This is a genomic window from Janthinobacterium sp. 64 (genome assembly GCF_002813325.1).
Classification (GTDB): Bacteria; Pseudomonadota; Gammaproteobacteria; order Burkholderiales; family Burkholderiaceae_D; genus Janthinobacterium.
This window is the reverse complement of sequence record NZ_PHUG01000001.1, coordinates 5,712,498-5,728,268: the sequence shown is the minus strand read 5'-3', so window position 1 is coordinate 5,728,268 and position 15,771 is coordinate 5,712,498. Positions and strand designations below refer to the sequence as shown.

Annotated in this window: 14 protein-coding genes and 2 tRNA genes; 1 reads left to right on the top strand and 15 read right to left on the bottom strand. The window is 62.4% G+C overall.

The annotated features are described in order from the left end of the window. From CLU91_RS25295 to hisC, 12 genes are all read right to left on the bottom strand, one after another. Positions 1-1,140 (bottom strand): AAA family ATPase, encoded by a 1,140-nt coding sequence (locus tag CLU91_RS25295; protein WP_100876316.1) that lies wholly within the window; start codon positions 1,138-1,140, stop codon positions 1-3. After that, positions 1,137-2,024: an RNA ligase family protein gene (locus CLU91_RS25290; protein ID WP_100876315.1), complete on the bottom strand. Its 888-nt coding sequence runs from the start codon at positions 2,022-2,024 to the stop codon at positions 1,137-1,139. Before CLU91_RS25290 ends, CLU91_RS25295 begins: the two co-directional genes overlap by 4 nt. A gap of 298 nt (positions 2,025-2,322) precedes the next feature. Beyond that, on the bottom strand, positions 2,323-3,084 hold the full coding sequence (locus CLU91_RS25285; protein WP_232730880.1) for a sulfite exporter TauE/SafE family protein: 762 nt from the start codon (positions 3,082-3,084) through the stop codon (positions 2,323-2,325). Position 3,085: 1 nt separating this feature from the next. Further along, positions 3,086-4,087 (bottom strand): phosphate acetyltransferase, encoded by a 1,002-nt coding sequence (gene pta / locus CLU91_RS25280; protein ID WP_100876313.1) that lies wholly within the window; start codon positions 4,085-4,087, stop codon positions 3,086-3,088. 245 nt (positions 4,088-4,332) lie between these two features. Then, positions 4,333-6,087, bottom strand: coding sequence for a sulfoacetaldehyde acetyltransferase (gene xsc / locus CLU91_RS25275; protein WP_198521513.1), 1,755 nt, complete (start codon positions 6,085-6,087; stop codon positions 4,333-4,335). A 301-nt stretch (positions 6,088-6,388) separates the two neighbouring features. Then, positions 6,389-7,399, bottom strand: coding sequence for a porin (locus tag CLU91_RS25270; RefSeq protein WP_100876311.1), 1,011 nt, complete (start codon positions 7,397-7,399; stop codon positions 6,389-6,391). Positions 7,400-7,469: 70 nt separating this feature from the next. Continuing rightward, on the bottom strand, positions 7,470-8,285 hold the full coding sequence (locus tag CLU91_RS25265; RefSeq protein ID WP_100876310.1) for a thiazole synthase: 816 nt from the start codon (positions 8,283-8,285) through the stop codon (positions 7,470-7,472). Further along, on the bottom strand, positions 8,282-9,586 hold the full coding sequence (locus CLU91_RS25260) for a D-amino acid dehydrogenase (protein WP_100876309.1): 1,305 nt from the start codon (positions 9,584-9,586) through the stop codon (positions 8,282-8,284). Before CLU91_RS25260 ends, CLU91_RS25265 begins: the two co-directional genes overlap by 4 nt. A 16-nt stretch (positions 9,587-9,602) precedes the next feature. Further along, a complete protein-coding gene (locus CLU91_RS25255; RefSeq protein WP_077401830.1) occupies positions 9,603-10,667 on the bottom strand; it encodes a YeiH family protein in 1,065 nt (354 codons plus the stop codon). Positions 10,668-10,873: 206 nt separating this feature from the next. Then, positions 10,874-11,743 carry an NAD(P)-dependent oxidoreductase gene (locus CLU91_RS25250; protein ID WP_100876308.1) on the bottom strand — a complete coding sequence of 290 codons (870 nt, stop codon included), beginning with the start codon at positions 11,741-11,743 and terminating at the stop codon, positions 10,874-10,876. A gap of 63 nt (positions 11,744-11,806) precedes the next feature. Next, entirely contained in the window at positions 11,807-12,244 is a 438-nt protein-coding gene (locus CLU91_RS25245) for a GNAT family N-acetyltransferase (RefSeq protein WP_232730879.1), read from the bottom strand. Positions 12,245-12,248: 4 nt separating this feature from the next. Next, positions 12,249-13,304: a histidinol-phosphate transaminase gene (hisC, locus tag CLU91_RS25240; RefSeq protein WP_100876307.1), complete on the bottom strand. Its 1,056-nt coding sequence runs from the start codon at positions 13,302-13,304 to the stop codon at positions 12,249-12,251. Positions 13,305-13,495: 191 nt separating this feature from the next. On the opposite strand from hisC, the gene CLU91_RS28030 reads away from it, so the two are divergent. Continuing rightward, a complete protein-coding gene (locus CLU91_RS28030) occupies positions 13,496-13,672 on the top strand; it encodes a hypothetical protein (RefSeq protein ID WP_157814808.1) in 177 nt (58 codons plus the stop codon). A 164-nt stretch (positions 13,673-13,836) separates the two neighbouring features. Here the strand turns inward: CLU91_RS28030 and CLU91_RS25235 are convergent. The 3 genes from CLU91_RS25235 to serS form a co-directional block, all read right to left on the bottom strand. After that, a tRNA-Ser gene (locus tag CLU91_RS25235) sits at positions 13,837-13,926 on the bottom strand. Positions 13,927-14,260: 334 nt separating this feature from the next. Next, positions 14,261-14,350: transfer RNA gene (locus tag CLU91_RS25230), tRNA-Ser, on the bottom strand. Positions 14,351-14,428: 78 nt separating this feature from the next. Then, entirely contained in the window at positions 14,429-15,718 is a 1,290-nt protein-coding gene (serS, locus tag CLU91_RS25225; protein WP_100876306.1) for a serine--tRNA ligase, read from the bottom strand. Positions 15,719-15,771 lie beyond the last annotated feature (53 nt).

Genomic DNA, 15,771 nt, shown 5'->3' with positions numbered 1-15,771 from the left:
TCAACTCACCTCGTAGCGCACGGCGTGCGCTTCCATCGGCAGCGGAATTTCCCAGTTCCACAGCATGCCCTGCAGCTTTTTGTTGCTGAGCGACGTGTCGCGCTGGCCGTTGCGCCGCAGTAACTCCTTGCGCGGCTGTTCCAGGTACACAAGCTCCACCTGCGCGTTGTACTTGTAAAGCAGGTTGAGCGTCTTTTCGCGCATCAGCTTGGACAGATGCGTGGCGTTCCACACGAACGGCTCGCCACGGCGCAACAGTTCGCGCGCCCGCTCTTCCGCATAGTCGCCCACCTGCCCCTCGTTCTTGCCGTGCTTCAAGCCCAAGGCCGTCCGCGCATCGTCAAACGACACGACGGGCAGGCGCGGATGGTGCTTGTCCACCCACGTGTTCTTGCCCGACGCGGGCAAGCCCGACATGACGATCACGCGCGAACCCGGCTCCTGGAACAGCGAGTAATCGGGATGCGCCTCGGCACCGCGAAAATATTTGACGCGCGTGTGATCGTCGACAAAGACCCTGCGCTGGCCATAACAGCCTTCCTCGCGCGCCAGTTCGCGGAACAGCTCGATGGCATCCAGAATGCGCTGCGGATCGGGGCAGATGCGCCCGCGAATATCGGCTTCGGCCAGCATGGCCAGCAGGCGGATATCCACCTGCCACGACAACTCGCGCACGGTGAACTCGGGCGTGACGCCGCGCCGCGACGTTTCCAGCGCAAAGAACGGCACCTGGTGCACATTGATCAGGCGACAGATTTCCTCGCGCGCGGCAAACGGCACGTCGCAATCCCACAGGGCGATGCGCGCATCGAGGGCGCCCTTGCGCGAGTGGCCGGGCTGGCCGATGGCGCCCGTGATGGGGTCGATCACCGTGGTGCTGCACTTGGCCACGTCGTGCAGCAAGGCGGCGAGAAACACGATTTCCTGTTCCGCGCGCGTGGCTTGCTGATAGTCGGGCATGGCCAGCAGGGATTCGACCACCATCATCGTATGCGTCCACACATCGCCTTCCGCGTGATACACAGGGTTTTGCGGCGTCGTCTTGGCCAGTTCCAGCTGCGGGAAAGCGGCCAGGCAGGCGCTGAAATCGGGCGACTGGCCCGCTTGCGGCACCAGTTGCTGCAGGGTTTTCCAGTTCATCTTGTACTCCTTGAAAATACTGCCAGTTCGTCGAGCGAGCGGCAGGTGTGCAAACCCAGGCTTTCCCACGTGACCAGCGGCTGCGGCGCGTACAGGTCGACGCCCTCGGCCAGCTGGTTCGGGATCAGGGGCCGCGTGCTGTGGTGCGAGCCGCTGTCGAGGATGGTTTGCGTAAAGTCATGGCGCACCAGCTTGTAGCGGGCCAGCACTTGCTCGTCGTCTTCCACTTTCAGATACAGGCCTTCCGCGTGGTCGGACTTGTCCGTCTGCTTCCAGCACAGGTCCAGCGGCAAGCGTTCGCGCGCCACCGCGGTTTCAAAAGCGTCGCGCCACAAGCGGGACTTGGCCAGCGAATGGCGCAGCAGCTGCCACAACTGCTTGGGAGACGTGGGCATCAATCCCGCGTACAGCACGGGAACCGATAACACGGGCGAACCGGCCAGCATGGCGTGGCGGCGCGCCGTCGACAAGAACATCTGGCGGCGGCGGCAATACACGTCGAACTCGTTGAAGTAATGGGGCAGCCGGTCGTAAAACACGGAATGCTTGCTGTACGACCATTCGCCAAACAGCACATACTGGTCTTCCAGCAAGCCCAGCAAGGCGGGTTCGTGCGCATGCGCCCACGGTTTCAACAGGTTGAACTGGCGTTCGCTGCCGCCGCCCGCCAGATAGTGGCCGCGCGACTGCAGCAGCACTTCGCCCGCATCGCTGAACGACACGGCGGAGTTGGCGCCATCGATTTTTTCCTCGATGACGACGTACTGGCCGGCCAGCTTTTTCAGGGGCATCTGGTCCGAGCCGTCGTCGCCGTCCTGCAGGCGCGAGCCTTCCAGATGCGGCGTGCGCGGGTATTTGAATAAGGGCAAAGATTGTAAAAACATAGCGTCCCACGCCGCGTTCACCGGGGCGTGTCCATACAGGGTCAGGGGTGCTGACGACGTGTTCGGGCGTGGACGATCAAGAGCAGAGTCTTGGAGACGTGTGCGGATGGAACAAAAACAGTGCCGCAGCAATCGGGGGCGTCAACGCGCCGAACGATGCTGCAAGAGCATTTCGTCAGCGTTAGCAGGTGATGGCGAAGTAGCGAGGCACTTTTGGCTCCAATAAGGAAGAGGTTCTAGAAAGAACCGGGAATATAACGGCAGTTTATTTATTTTGCAAGCGCCGCACGCTTGGAGACTAGCCGAGCAGTTGCGGCACGGCCGCCGCCATCAGCGAAATGCCGATCAAGGTCAGCACGGCAAACGCGATGCGGCGCATGCCGCGCTGGGCGATGGGCGGCGGATAGCGCTTGCCAGCCATCGTGGCCAGCACGCCCACGGGCAAGGCCAGCGAGCACAGCAACAGCACTTTTGCGTCCAGCTGGCCCTGGCTACCCGCCATCAGCGAGCGCCCGCCCGCGCTGATGGCGAACAGGAAGATCAGGCTGTAGCGGATGGTCTTTAAACTCATTTCCTGGCGATAAAACTGGTACACGAGCGGTGGCCCGGCCAGCGAAAACAGGCCCGAGAACAGGCCGCCGCACACGCCGCTGATGAAAAAGCTGCGTTTATCCGCCGCGCCCGGTCCCGGCGGCGCTTGCAGCAGGATGCTGACACCGCCATACACGATGGCCGCGCCCAGCAAGAGATGCAGCAGGGACGCATACGCCTGGTCCAGGTATCCCAACAGCAACACGCCGGCCGCCATGGCTGGCAGCAAACCGATGCTGGCGGCGCGGATGGCGCGCCAGTCCAGGTGGTGCAAGGCGCCCGGCAAGGCCACGAGGCAATTGGCCAGCGACAGCAAACTGACGAGGGCCGCCAGCGCTGGCACGGGCGCCAGGCCCAACCCGCTGGCCACGCCCATGACGATCATGCCCAGGCCAAAACCCGTGACGGTCTGGAAATACGTGCCCGCCGCCACCACGCCCAGCAGCGCCAGTACGGGAAGGCTGAACAATTCAGCGGCCACCCTGGGCCTGCACGGACGTGACCGCGATCACGTTGTACACGTCATCGGCGCTGCAACCGCGCGACAGATCGTTGGCCGGTTTCTTCAAGCCTTGCAGCAAGGGGCCGATGGCGACGGCGCCGCCCATGCGTTCGGCCAATTTGTAGCCGATATTGCCCGCGTCCAGGTTCGGGAACACCAGCACATTCGCGCGTCCATTCACGACGGAATCCTTGACTTTTCTCTGCGAAATTTCGGCCACAATGGCCGCGTCGAGCTGCACGTCGCCATCGATGGCCAGCAGCGGACGCTGGGCCTTGACCCGGTCTGTTGCCGCATGCACCTTGTCGACGGCCGCGTGGTGGGCGCTGCCGCTGGTGGAAAACGACAGCATGGCCACGCGCGGTTCTTCCATCAGCAAGGCTTGCGCGCTGTCGGCGGCGGCCATGGCGATGTCAGCCAGTTCCTCGGCTTTCGGGTCGACCACGAGGGCGCAGTCGGAAAAGATGAAGCCGCCCTTGAGGCTGTGGAATGGTTCGCACAGCATCATCAGGAAAAAGCTGGACACGAGCTTGAAGGCCGGATCGACGCCGATGATCTGGATGGCGCTGCGCACCACGTCGGCCGTCGTGTGCACGGCCCCCGCCACGCAGCCGTCCGCGTCGCCCAGGCGCACCATCAGGTTGGCATAGCACAAGGGTTCCTGCACGGCGATCCTCGCCTGCTCCACCGTCATGCCCTTGGCCTGGCGCAGCACGAACAATTGCTGGGCGTAATGTTCCGACTCGTCGGACGTTGCCGGATCGACCAGGCGCACGGCGTCCAGGTCCAGCGCGTGTTCCCGCGCCAGGGCCAGGATGGCGGCCGGCTTGCCGACGATGGTGATGTGCGCCAGGCCTTCGCTTGCCGCCCGCGCGGCCGCCTGCAATACGCGCGCATCGTCGCCCTCGCACAAGACGATGTTTTTCGGCACGGCGCGGGCTTGCGCGATGATGCGGTGCAGGGCTTTCATGGCGACTCCAATTCGGTAAAAAAAGTGCCGGAACCATGGAAGCACAAAGATGGCTCCGGCACATAAAACCCGGCGATTGCCGGGGTCATACAAGGATCGGGCTTGTTGCTTTACTCGCAAGCGTTTGTTCGGGTGGTGTCGGATTACGCCGGGCTTGCGCCCGGCTAATCCGACCTACACATTCGATACGTGCTACACGTAGGTTGGATTAGCCCGCCAGGGCGTAATCCAACAACACCAGCACATCAAACGTAGTCTTTATACTTGTCCAAATGCCGCACAGGTTTACTCAGCGCATCGCGGCGGAACGGGTCGCCCAGTTCGCGCGTGCACATGATTTCGATGATGGTGGTCTTGCCTTCATTCATTTGCATGTCGATCGCTTTCTTCAAGGCTGGACCCACGTCTTCCAGCTTGTCGACCGTGATGCCTTCGGCGCCCATGGCCCGCGCAATCTCGGCAAAGCTCTGGTTGTCGAGCTCACCGGCGACAAAGCGGCGGTTGTAGAAATCGACCTGGTTTTTCTTTTCCGCGCCCCACTGGCGGTTGTGGAAGACCACGGCCGTCACCGGGATGTTGTGGCGCACGCAGGTCATCGTTTCCATCAAGCTCATGCCCCAGGCGCCGTCGCCCGCATACGACACGGCTGGACGGTGCGGTGCGGCCACCTTGGCGCCGATGATGGTCGGGAACGCATAGCCGCAGTTACCAAAGCTCATCGCCGCAAAGAAGCTGCGCGGCTTTTCGAAGCGCAGATAGCTATTGGCCACCGAGTTGATGTTGCCGATGTCGGTCGACACCATCACGTCTTCCGGCATGGCTTTTTCCAGCTCGCGCAAGACCTGGCGCGGGTGCAAGTAATTGCCCGGCTCTTTCTTTTGCTCTTCGATCATGTCCAGGCTGTACGCATCTTTTTCGTGCGTCCAGTTGTCCAGTTCGTCTTCCCACGCGGCCTTCTCGGCTTGCACGGTGGCAAAGCGCTCCTCGCGCGTCGCGTCGCAATCGAGGCTCTTGCCATCCAGGCGGGAAAGAATCGCTTTGGCGGCCGCCTTGGCGTCGCCGCAGATGCCCACCGAAATCTTTTTCACCAGGCCCAGCATCTTGTTATCCGCATCGATCTGGATGATCTTGGCATTCTTCGGCCAGTAATCCATGCCGTGCTGCGGCAAGGTGCCGAACGGGCCCAGGCGCGAACCGAGAGCGACGACGACGTCGGCCTGGGCGATCAGTTTCATGGCCGCCTTGGAACCCTGGTAGCCGAGCGGGCCGCACCACAGCGGATGGCTGGCAGGAAACGAGTCGTTGTGCAGGTAGCTGTTGACGACGGGTGCGCCGAGGCGCTCGGCCAGCGCCTTGCATTCCTCGATGGCTTCGCCCATGACGACGCCGCCGCCCGAAATGATCACGGGGAACTTGGCTTTCGCCAGCAGTTCGGCCGCCTCATTGAGGCTGTGTTCGCCGCCGGCGCCACGGTCCAGGCGGTTCGGCTTGGGGATTTCCGCCTTGATTTCACCATAGAAATAATCGCGCGGGATGTTCAGTTGCGTCGGGCCCATTTCCGACATGGCGCGGTCGAAGCAGCGGCCCGTAAATTCCGCCATGCGGGCGGGATGGGTCACGTGGCCCTGGTATTTCGTGAATTCCTCGAACATCGGCAACTGGTTCGCTTCCTGGAAGCCGCCCAGGCCCATGCTCATCGTGCCCGTTTCCGGCGTGATGATGACGACGGGCGTATGCGCCCAGTAGGCGGCGGCGATGGCGGTCACGCAATTGCTGATGCCGGGGCCGTTCTGGCCGATGACGACGCCATGGCGGCCCGAAACGCGGGCATAGCCGTCGGCCATGTGGCCGGCGCCCTGCTCGTGCACGACGGGGATCAGCCGGATGCCGGCGGGCGCGAAAATGTCCATCGGGTCCATGAAGGCCGAGCCCATGATGCCGAACATGTCGGTCACGCCATTGGCGGCCAGGGTTTCCACGAACGCTTCGGACGGCGTCATCTTTTGCGGGCCCACTGAAGCGGGTGGATTCACTGCGGCAGCGGCGGCGGCTTTTTGGTCGGACAAATCGGTCATGGCTCAGTCTCCTTACAGTTTTATAAAAAATCGGTATATTTTGTTCCGATATTTGAAATACGTATTCAATTTAACGGTTGCGAAATGCGCTGTCAATGAAAATTCATGAAAAATCGGACTGTTTCATTCCTGAATCCGGAATCCGTGACTTTGCCCCACTGCTGAAACAACAATGGCGGGCTATCCGCAACAGACAGCCCGCCATCGGTTCCTCCTGCGCCGCGTCTTAGAACTTCAGGCGCATGCCAGCCGTGAAGGCGCTTGAGTTATGCCCAGGCAAGGGCACGCTGCCGCCGCTCGATGCATCGCCAACGAAGTTGGTGCCCGCGCCATCGTTGTTGATGCGCCCGTACGAGGTGTACAGATTGGTGCGCTTGGACAAGGCATAGGTGTAGCCGATGGCCAGCTGGCGCCCGCCGCGGCGCGCATTCGTGCGGTCATCCTTCTTGATGTACGACGCCATCACGCTGCCCGCCGCGCTGACCGGCGCCGACACGCCCAGCATGTAGCTGCGGAAATCCGTGCCCGCATCGTCCTTGTCCGTTTCATACGCGGCGTGCAGCTTGGCGGGGCCGAAGTCGTAGGTGCCGCCCAGCAAGGTGACCTTGGCCGTGTTCAGCGGCGTGTCCTTGCGATTATCGTGCGCCAGGGTCAGCACCAGCGGGCCGTTGGCGTAATCGATGGAAAAGTCGATGGTGCGGCCCAGGCTGGCGCTTTCCGGTTTTTCACCGAGGCCAACCATGATGGCGGCCGACAAGCCCTTCACCTTCGGCGTCTCGTACATAATGGCGTTTTTCGTGCGCAGGCTGGCCACGCTCATCAGGTTAAGCGAGGCGCCCGTCAGGCCCGTCTCGAACGGGTCGATATTGTCCAGCGCGGTAAACAGCGGGTTGTGTTGCAAGCCCAGGTTGACGGCACCGAAGCCGCCGGACAGGCCCACATAGGCCTTGCGGCCAAACAGCGCGCCCTGGCGGTTGGCGCCCGTGTCAAGATCCAGTCCATTTTCCAGCAAGAAGTTGACCTTCAGATTGTTGCCCAGGTCTTCCGTGCCCTTGAAGCCGATGCGGCTGCCCGACTGCACGCCGGTGGCCAGCTTGGTGACGGAACCGTCCGCGCCGCCGTGTTCGGACGTCAGGCCCGCGTCGAGCAAACCGTACACGGTGACGGACGATTGGGCGCTGGCGTTGCCGGCGAAGAAGGTGGCCAGGACGGCTGCCGCTACGAGTGTGTGTTTCATGTCATCTCCAGGTATTGTGGTTTTTATAAACGCTTGAAACGATAATCAACTGCCTTGCTACAAATCTGGCTCAGGCGATCAGCCCGGCCATCGGCGACGAGGGCGATGCGCTCATGGCGCCTGCTCTCCGGGGCATGCGTCCGGCCAGATAGGCCTCGCGTCCGCCCTGCACTGCCAGTTTCATGGCGCGCGCCATGCGGATCGGTTCGCGCGCCGCCGCGATGGCGGTATTCATCAGGATGCCGTCGCAACCGAGTTCCATGGCGATGGCCGCGTCCGACGCCGTGCCGACACCGGCATCGACCAGCACGGGGACCCTGGCTTGCTCGATGATCAGCGACAGATTCCACGGATTCAGAATGCCCATGCCCGAGCCGATCAATGACGCCAGCGGCATGACGGCGATGCAGCCGAGGTCTTCCAGCATGCGCGCCTGGATGGGGTCGTCGCTGCAATACACCATCACCTGGAAGCCGTCGCGTACCAGCTCCCCGGCCGCCTTTAACGTTTCCGGCATGTTCGGGAACAGGGTCTTTTCGTCGCCCAATACTTCCAGCTTGCACAGCGGGTGCCCGCCCAGCAGCTCGCGCGCCAGCTGCAAGGTGTAGACGGCGTCGCGCGCGTTGTAGCAGCCGCCCGTGTTGGGCAAAATCGTGTATTTCGACGGCGGGATGAAGTCGAGCAGGTTCGGCTCGCCCTTTTCCTGGCCAATGTTGACCCTGCGGATCGTGACGGTGACGATCTCGGCACCGCTCTCTTCGATGGCCAGGCGCGTTTCCTCGAAATCCTTGTACTTGCCGGTGCCCACCAGCAGGCGCGACTGGTAAGTGGTGCCGGCCAGGGTCAGGCCGGTCGGTGGCTGGCTGGGGGTGGTGGCGTCTCTCATCGTGGTACTCTCCTAAGGTGAACCAAAGCGGCCTCATGCCGGGGGGCTTCGCCGCAAAACGCAAAATCGACTTCAGGCCGCCGCCTGGATACGAGCTCGGCGATAGCCTTGCCCGCGCCGCAGCCCATGGTCCAGCCCAGGGTGCCGTGGCCCGTGTTGAGGTAAAGCTGGCGGTAGCGCGTGGCGCCGATGTAGGGCACGTTCGATGGCGTGAGCGGGCGCAAGCCGGCCCAGTAGACGGGGTCGCTGTAATCACAGGCATCAGGGAACAGCGCTTGCACTCTGCGCGTGATGGCGGCGCAGCGCACGGGGTTCAATTCGCGCGTGTAGCCGTTCAGCTCGCACGTACCCGCCACGCGCAGGCGCTCGCCCAGGCGTGAAAACACCAGTTTGTGGCCGTCGTCCGTCAGCGACACAGACGGCGCGCTGACGGGGTCGATGATCGGATACGTGGCCGAATAACCCTTGCCCGGATACAGCATCAACCGGATGCCCAGCGGCTGCAGCAATGGCGCGGAAAAGCTGCCCATGGCCACCACGACGGCGTCCGCCCGCTCGCTGCGGTGGCGGCCCTGCGCATCGATGCATTCCACGCCAGTCACTCTTTCGCCGTCCAGCAGCAAGCGGGTCACTGTCGTGCCAAAGCAGAAATCCACGCCGGCCGCCACCGCGCGGGCCGCCAGCGCCGTGGTAAACAGATGCACGTCGCCCGACTCGTCGCTGGCCGTAAAGTCGCCGCCGACGATGTGCTGGCGCGCATGGGCCAGAGCTGGCTCGATGCGGATCACTTCATCGGCGCTGACGGTGTTGCGCGGGCAACCCAGCTCGCGCAGCAGCGCGGCGCCCGACTGCGATTTGTCGAACTCCTGCTGGTCCGTATAGAAATGCAGGATGCCCCGTTCCAGGTGGTCGTAGGCGATGCACGTCTCGCGCCGCAGCGCCTGCAAACTCTGGCGGCTGTATTCGGCCAGGGCGACGATCTGGCGCATATTGCGCGACACCCTCGATGGCAAACATTCACGCAGGTAATGCAGGGCCCACTGCCATTGCAGCGTATCGAGGCGGGGACGGAACAGCAGCGGCGCGTCGTCCTTGCCCAGCCAGGTCAGGACTTTGCGCAGGGTGGCGGGATTGGCCCACGGCTCCGCATGCGAAACGGAAATCTGCCCGCCGTTGGCAAAACTGGTTTCCTGCGCCGCGCCCGCCTGGCGCTCGAGCACGCGCACGTCGTGGCCCGCCTGGCGCAAGTACCAGGCCGATGCCGTGCCGACCACGCCGGCGCCGAGGACAAGGATCTTCATGGCTGGCCCGGCTCGCTTAGCGCGTCAGCAGGACGGCGATGGCGACGAAGGCGGCGATCCACACCGTTTCCATCACCAGCATGATGACGGGACGCCAGCCCAGCGAGGCCAGCGACTGGAACGAGGTTTTCACGCCCAGCGCGGCAATGGCGATGACGAGACAGGCGCGCGAGGCATTGTTGATCCAGCCATTGACTTCCTGCGGGATCAGGCCCAGGCTGTTCGTGATGACGAGCCAGACAAAGCCGATCAGGAAAAACGGCACCAGCGGCGGCGCGTCGACTTCACTCTTGCCATCCTTGCGCTTGAACATGATCGACAGGCCCAGCACGACGGGCACGAGGCAGGCGACGCGCGTCAGCTTGACGAAGGTAGCCACGTCGCCCGTGTGGTTGCTGACCAGGTAGCCGGCACCCACCACTTGCGCCACATCATGAATCGTGCCGCCGATGAACACGCCCGCTTCCGTCGGGTCAAAGCCCAGCAGCTTGACCAGCAGCGGATAGACGATCATGGCCAGGGTCGACAGCGACGTCACGCCCACCACCGTCAGCAGCGTGAATTTTTCGTTTTCCTTGGTTTGCGGCAGCACGGCCGAGATGGCCAGCGCGGCCGAGGCGCCGCAGATGGCCACCGAGCCGCCCGACAAAATGCCTTCCGTGATGGGCCGTTTCAGCCACTTGGCCAGCAGGTAGCCAAAGCCCAAGGTCGCCACCAGGCCGCCGACGACGATCAGCAAGGGCGTCACACCCACCGAGGCGATCTGATTGAAGGTGATGCGCGCGCCCAGCAGGGCCACGCCCGTGCGCAGCAGAATCTTGCTGCAAAATTCGATGCCGGGCTTGCAGGTGGGGTCCGACGCGAGGAAGTGGAAGGCCAGGCCGAAGAACAGCGCGTACAGCAGTTGCGGGCCGCCGTAATTACTGGAAATAAAGGTGGCCGACAGGGCGATCACCAGCGCGATGGCCACGCCGGGCCAGCTGCGCAGCACGGCGCGGGGGCGCCAGATGGCAACGGCGGAAGACAGGTAGGGAATGTTCTTGTCGACAACGCGTGTTATCGCTGAGGAGTTGGTTTTCATGCGGGTCCGCTCATAATGTTTTAAAAATTGGGACATTTCATCTCGTTTTTTAATAATACACGATGAGCTAGCGAAGTCCATGCTTTTCCATGAAAATCGAAACCGGATGTTCCGGAAACTGACGTTTTAAGGTTGATGCTGACGTAAACGACGAGCGGCGCGGCCCTTTGCAGGGACGCGCCGCCGTTTGCTGATGCGTTAAAGAGTTACTTTTTGTTCAAGCGGGTGATCAGGCTGGACGTATCAAAACGGTTGCCGCCCGCCTGCTGCACTTCGCCATAGAACTGGTCCGTCAAGGTCGTCACGGGCAAGTCGCTGCCGTTGCGCTGGGCTTCGGCCAGGCAGATGCCCAGATCCTTGCGCATCAGGTCGACGGCGAAACCGAAGTCGAACTTGCGCTCGATCATGGTCTTGCCCCGGTTTTCCAGCTGCCACGACTGCGCCGCACCCTTCGAAATCACGTCGACCACCAGGGCCGCATCGAGGCCCGCGTTTTCCGCAAAGGCGATGCCTTCGCTCAAGGCTTGCACCAGGCCCGCGATGCAGATCTGGTTGACCATTTTCGTCAGCTGGCCGGAACCGGAAGCGCCCATGTAGGTGACGGCGCGCGAGAACAGCGCGATGACGGGCTCGGCGCGCGCATACGCTTGCGCATCACCGCCCACCATCACCGTCAGCTTGCCGTTTTCCGCGCCCGCCTGGCCGCCGGACACGGGCGCGTCGAGGAAGAACACGCCCTGCTCTTTAGCCGCCGCATGGATGGTGCGCGCCGCTTCGGCCGACGCCGTCGTATGGTCGATCAGGATGCTGCCCGGCGCCATAGCGGACAGCAAGCCGCCCTCTTCCAGGATCACCTGGTACAGGTCGTTATCGTTGCCGATGCAGGTGAAGACGAACTCGGCGCCCGCAGCGGCGGCGGCCGGCGTGGCGGCGCTGTTGCCCTTGTGCTGCTCCAGCCAGGCCGCCGCGCGGGCCGGGTTGCGGTTGTACACGGTGACGTCGTGCCCGCCCGCCGCCAGATGGCCTGCCATGGGGAAACCCATGACGCCCAAACCGATGAATGCCACTTTTGCCATATTGTCCGTCCTGTCGAGGTATGAATCCGATTATTGTTGCACAAACAGTCGCCGTCGGCAGCATCAAGGTTTGGGTGCGCGCCGATAATACAGGTCGAACGCTTCCTCGCCATCGGGCACGAAGCCGTGCCACACATAGAAGCGGTTCGCCTCGCTGCCGCGCAAGGCGCCCACGCGCACGCTCTTGCGGCCCGCATCGGCCTCGGCAAACACGCGCGCCAGCACGGCCGCACCCATGCCTTGCCGCTGGTATTCTGGATCCAGGTAGAGGTGGTCGAGCAGCAAATACTCCGCTTGCGGGCGCAACACATAAAAGCCTGCCAGCGCGCTGCCGTGGCGCAACTGCCAGGTGCAGTCGGGGTCGAACGTGGCCAGGAAGCGCTGGCGCGCCCGCTGCGGATCATAGCGGCCGATGCGCTCGAGGCTTTCGCGCATGGCGGCCACGCGCAGGCTGGCCAGTGCCTCGCCATCGGCCAGGCTGGCAGGAACGAAGGTCAGCACGGCGTCACAGTATTGCGCGCAAGGCCGCCATCAAGGCTGCACACTCGGCCGGGTTGCCGATGCTGATGCGCAAATACTGGCTGATGCGCGGGGCATTGAAATGGCGCACGATCACGCAGCGGGCGCGCAAGCCGGCTGCCAGTTGCGCCGCGTCATGCTGCGGGTGGCGGGCAAAGACGAAGTTGGCCACCGACGGCAGCACCTGGAAGCCCAACTCAGTCAAGTCCGCCGCCAGCTGTTCGCGGCTGGCGATGACGGCCTGGCACGTCTGCTGGAAATACGCTTCGTCGTGCAGCGAAGCGACGGCGCCGGCCAGCGCCAACCGGTCCAGCGGATACGAGTTGAAACTGTTCTTGACTCTTTCCAGCGCCTCGATCAGGTCCGCATGACCGAAGGCGCAACCCACGCGCAAGCCGGCCAAGGAGCGCGATTTCGAGAACGTCTGCACCACCAGCAAGTTCGGATACCGCTCGACCAGCGCCACGGCGCTCTCGCCGCCAAAATCCACATACGCTTCATCGACCACCACCACCGCGTCGGGATGGGCGCGCAACATCGCTTCCACGCCGGCCAGCGGCAAGTCCACGCCCGTGGGCGCGTTGGGATTCGGGAAGATGATGGCGCCGCACGGGCCCTGGTAGTCTTGCGGACGGATGCGCATGGCCTCGTCGAGCGCTACCGTACGGTAATCGATGCCATACAGTTTGCAATACACGGGATAGAAGCTGTAGCTGATGTCCGGGAACAACAGCGGCGCATCGTGCTTGAGCAAGGCCATGAAGGCCAGCGCCAGCACCTCGTCGGAACCATTGCCGACGAACACTTGCGCGCTGCTCAGCCCGTGGTAGTCGGCCAGGGTTTGCTTCAGTTCGCTCGCCGTGGGATCGGGGTAGAGGCGCAGGCTGTCGTTGCTGGCGTCGCGCAACGCGGCCAGCACCTGCGGCGACGGGCCGTAGGGGTTTTCGTTGGTGTTGAGTTTCACCAGGTCGGGCAGTTTCGGCTGCTCGCCAGGGACGTAGGGGGTCAGCTCGCTGACGATGTTGCTCCAGAATCGGCTCATTGCTTTTATGGGTGGGGTCGGGATGGGAGGGGGTAGATTACCATAGGCTGAGCGGGGTCAAGGTGGGCGGAGGTGTCGAAGGCAGATATGCAACAACGCAATAGCCGGACCGTGCACGATACCCTCGGGACACGGTTTGACAGCGCTGAAAAAAGCGCGGAGCATGGAGTGGGCAACGAGGAGATGCGGTCATGAGCGGACGGGGTGATACACAGGAGCGGGATACGGCGGATATGAAAATGGAGCATGCCGATTACGCGACAAAAAGCGATCTGGCTGCGGCCAGATCAGCCATGATTTTATGGTGCGTGGGGACGATGATTGCCATGTCGGTCGTGGCATTTGCGGTGGCGAGGCTGGCGCACTAGCTTGTTTCGTTAGTGGCGGCGCTGACGTTCAATGCCTGAATGGAGGAAAAAACGCCTTGCGCTGCGCGCTTTGGGCGGTTTTTCTACCTGGACTTTGAGCTGGTGGCTTGCATATGTGATGGGTATAAAAAAAGCTCCCTTGCGGGAGCTTCTCTTATGTATTCTGGCGGAGAGGGTGGGATTCGAACCCACGGTACGATTTAACGTACGCTTGATTTCGAGTCAAGTACATTCGACCACTCTGCCACCTCTCCGTTTACTGCGGTCTATTCATTCAAACTGGCGTGCCGGTTTGAACGAGGCGCTATTTTAGCATGGGTGTTGTTGGGTTGGGTAGGGGTTTGTTGCTGATATTGCTTTGGAAAAGCAATATCCAATTTGACGATTCGGGGAGGCTCGCGCGAGACGCGGCTCGTCTTTGTAGACGCCGCCTTGGCGCACGCGTGAAAACCCATTGGACGATTCGGGGAGCCTCGCGCGAATACGCGCTCGTCTTCGAATCCCACGCGTACGCCCCGCAGGGGGCGTACTCCTTTCCGCCGCCACAAATAAAAAAAGCTCCCTTGCGGGAGCTTTCTCTATTTGTTCTGGCGGAGAGGGTGGGATTCGAACCCACGGTACGATTTAACGTACGCTTGATTTCGAGTCAAGTACATTCGACCACTCTGCCACCTCTCCATTTGCTGCGGTCTTTTCCTGCATTGCTGCGGGAAGGCAAGATTATAGCAGCCCGCGACAAAAAGAAAAGGACTATTTTTAAGCCTTCAAATGCGTCAGGCCACCCATGTAAGGGCGCAGCACGGCCGGGATCTCGACGCTGCCGTCTGCTTGCTGGTAGTTTTCCAGCACGGCGACCAGGGTGCGGCCCACTGCCAGGCCGGAGCCGTTCAGGGTGTGCACCAGTTCCGGCTTGCCGGCGGCGTTGCGGAAACGCGCCTGCATGCGGCGGGCCTGGAAGGCTTCGCAGTTCGACAGGGACGAGATTTCGCGGTAGGTGTTTTGCGCTGGCAGCCACACTTCCAGGTCGAAGGTCTTGGTGGCGCCAAAACCCATGTCGCCCGTGCACAGCGACATCACGCGGTATGGCAGGCCCAGGCGTTGCAAGATCGCTTCCGCATGGCCGACCATGTCATCGAGCACCTGGTACGAGGTGTCAGGATGCACCACCTGCACCATCTCGACTTTATCGAACTGGTGCTGGCGGATCATGCCGCGCGTGTCGCGGCCGTAGCTGCCCGCTTCCGAGCGGAAGCATGGCGTGTGGGCCGTCATTTTCAGGGGCAATTGATCGAGCGCCAGGATTTCATCGCGCGCGATATTGGTCAGCGTCACTTCCGACGTCGGGATCAGGTAGAAGGTCTCGCCCTCGCCTTCCGCGCCGCCTTTTTTCACCGAGAACAGATCGGCTTCGAATTTCGGCAACTGGCCCGTGCCGCGCAGCGAGTCGGCGTTGACCATGTACGGCGTATAGCATTCCGTGTAGCCATGCTCGTCCACGTGCGTGTTGAGCATGAACTGCGCCAGCGCGCGGTGCAGACGGGCGATGCCGCCCTTCATGACGGAGAAGCGCGAACCGGTCAGCTTGGTCGCCACTTCGAAATCGAGGCCCAGCGGGGCGCCCACGTCGACGTGATCCTTGACTTCGAAGTCGAAGCTGCGTGGCGTGCCGACCTTGCGCACTTCCACGTTGCCCGCTTCGTTTTCGCCCGCTGGCGTCGATTCGTGCGGCAAATTCGGCACGGCCATGATGAAGTCGCTCAGCTTGGCTTGCACCAGGGTCAGCGCTGCTTCATCGGCTTTCAGCTCATCACCCAGACCGGCCACTTGCGCCATCACGGCCGAGGTGTCTTCCCCCTTGCCTTTCAACATGCCGATTTGCTTGGACAGCGCATTGCGCTTGCCCTGCAGCTCTTCGGTGCGCGTCTGGATCGCCTTGCGTTCGGCTTCGAGGGCGGTAAAACCGGCCACGTCGAGCGGGAAGTTGCGCGTCGCCAGGCGTTCTGCGACGGTGGCGATGTCTTTACGGAGAAGTTGGATATCTATCATGGGTGGATGGCGGTGCCGATGTATCGAAAGCACTCATTGTACCAAGACCCTGT

Coding starts and splice junctions, on each gene's coding strand:
- CLU91_RS25270 (WP_100876311.1), bottom strand. CDS start 7,399: ATGAAACACACACTCGTAGCGGCAGCCGTCCTGGCCACCTTCTTCGCC.
- CLU91_RS25255 (WP_077401830.1), bottom strand. CDS start 10,667: ATGAAAACCAACTCCTCAGCGATAACACGCGTTGTCGACAAGAACATT.
- serS (WP_100876306.1), bottom strand. CDS start 15,718: ATGATAGATATCCAACTTCTCCGTAAAGACATCGCCACCGTCGCAGAA.
- CLU91_RS25260 (WP_100876309.1), bottom strand. CDS start 9,586: ATGAAGATCCTTGTCCTCGGCGCCGGCGTGGTCGGCACGGCATCGGCC.
- CLU91_RS28030 (WP_157814808.1), top strand. CDS start 13,496: ATGAGCGGACGGGGTGATACACAGGAGCGGGATACGGCGGATATGAAA.
- CLU91_RS25250 (WP_100876308.1), bottom strand. CDS start 11,743: ATGGCAAAAGTGGCATTCATCGGTTTGGGCGTCATGGGTTTCCCCATG.
- hisC (WP_100876307.1), bottom strand. CDS start 13,304: ATGAGCCGATTCTGGAGCAACATCGTCAGCGAGCTGACCCCCTACGTC.
- CLU91_RS25290 (WP_100876315.1), bottom strand. CDS start 2,024: ATGTTTTTACAATCTTTGCCCTTATTCAAATACCCGCGCACGCCGCAT.
- pta (WP_100876313.1), bottom strand. CDS start 4,087: ATGAAAGCCCTGCACCGCATCATCGCGCAAGCCCGCGCCGTGCCGAAA.
- xsc (WP_198521513.1), bottom strand. CDS start 6,087: ATGACGCCGTCCGAAGCGTTCGTGGAAACCCTGGCCGCCAATGGCGTG.
- CLU91_RS25295 (WP_100876316.1), bottom strand. CDS start 1,140: ATGAACTGGAAAACCCTGCAGCAACTGGTGCCGCAAGCGGGCCAGTCG.
- CLU91_RS25265 (WP_100876310.1), bottom strand. CDS start 8,285: ATGAGAGACGCCACCACCCCCAGCCAGCCACCGACCGGCCTGACCCTG.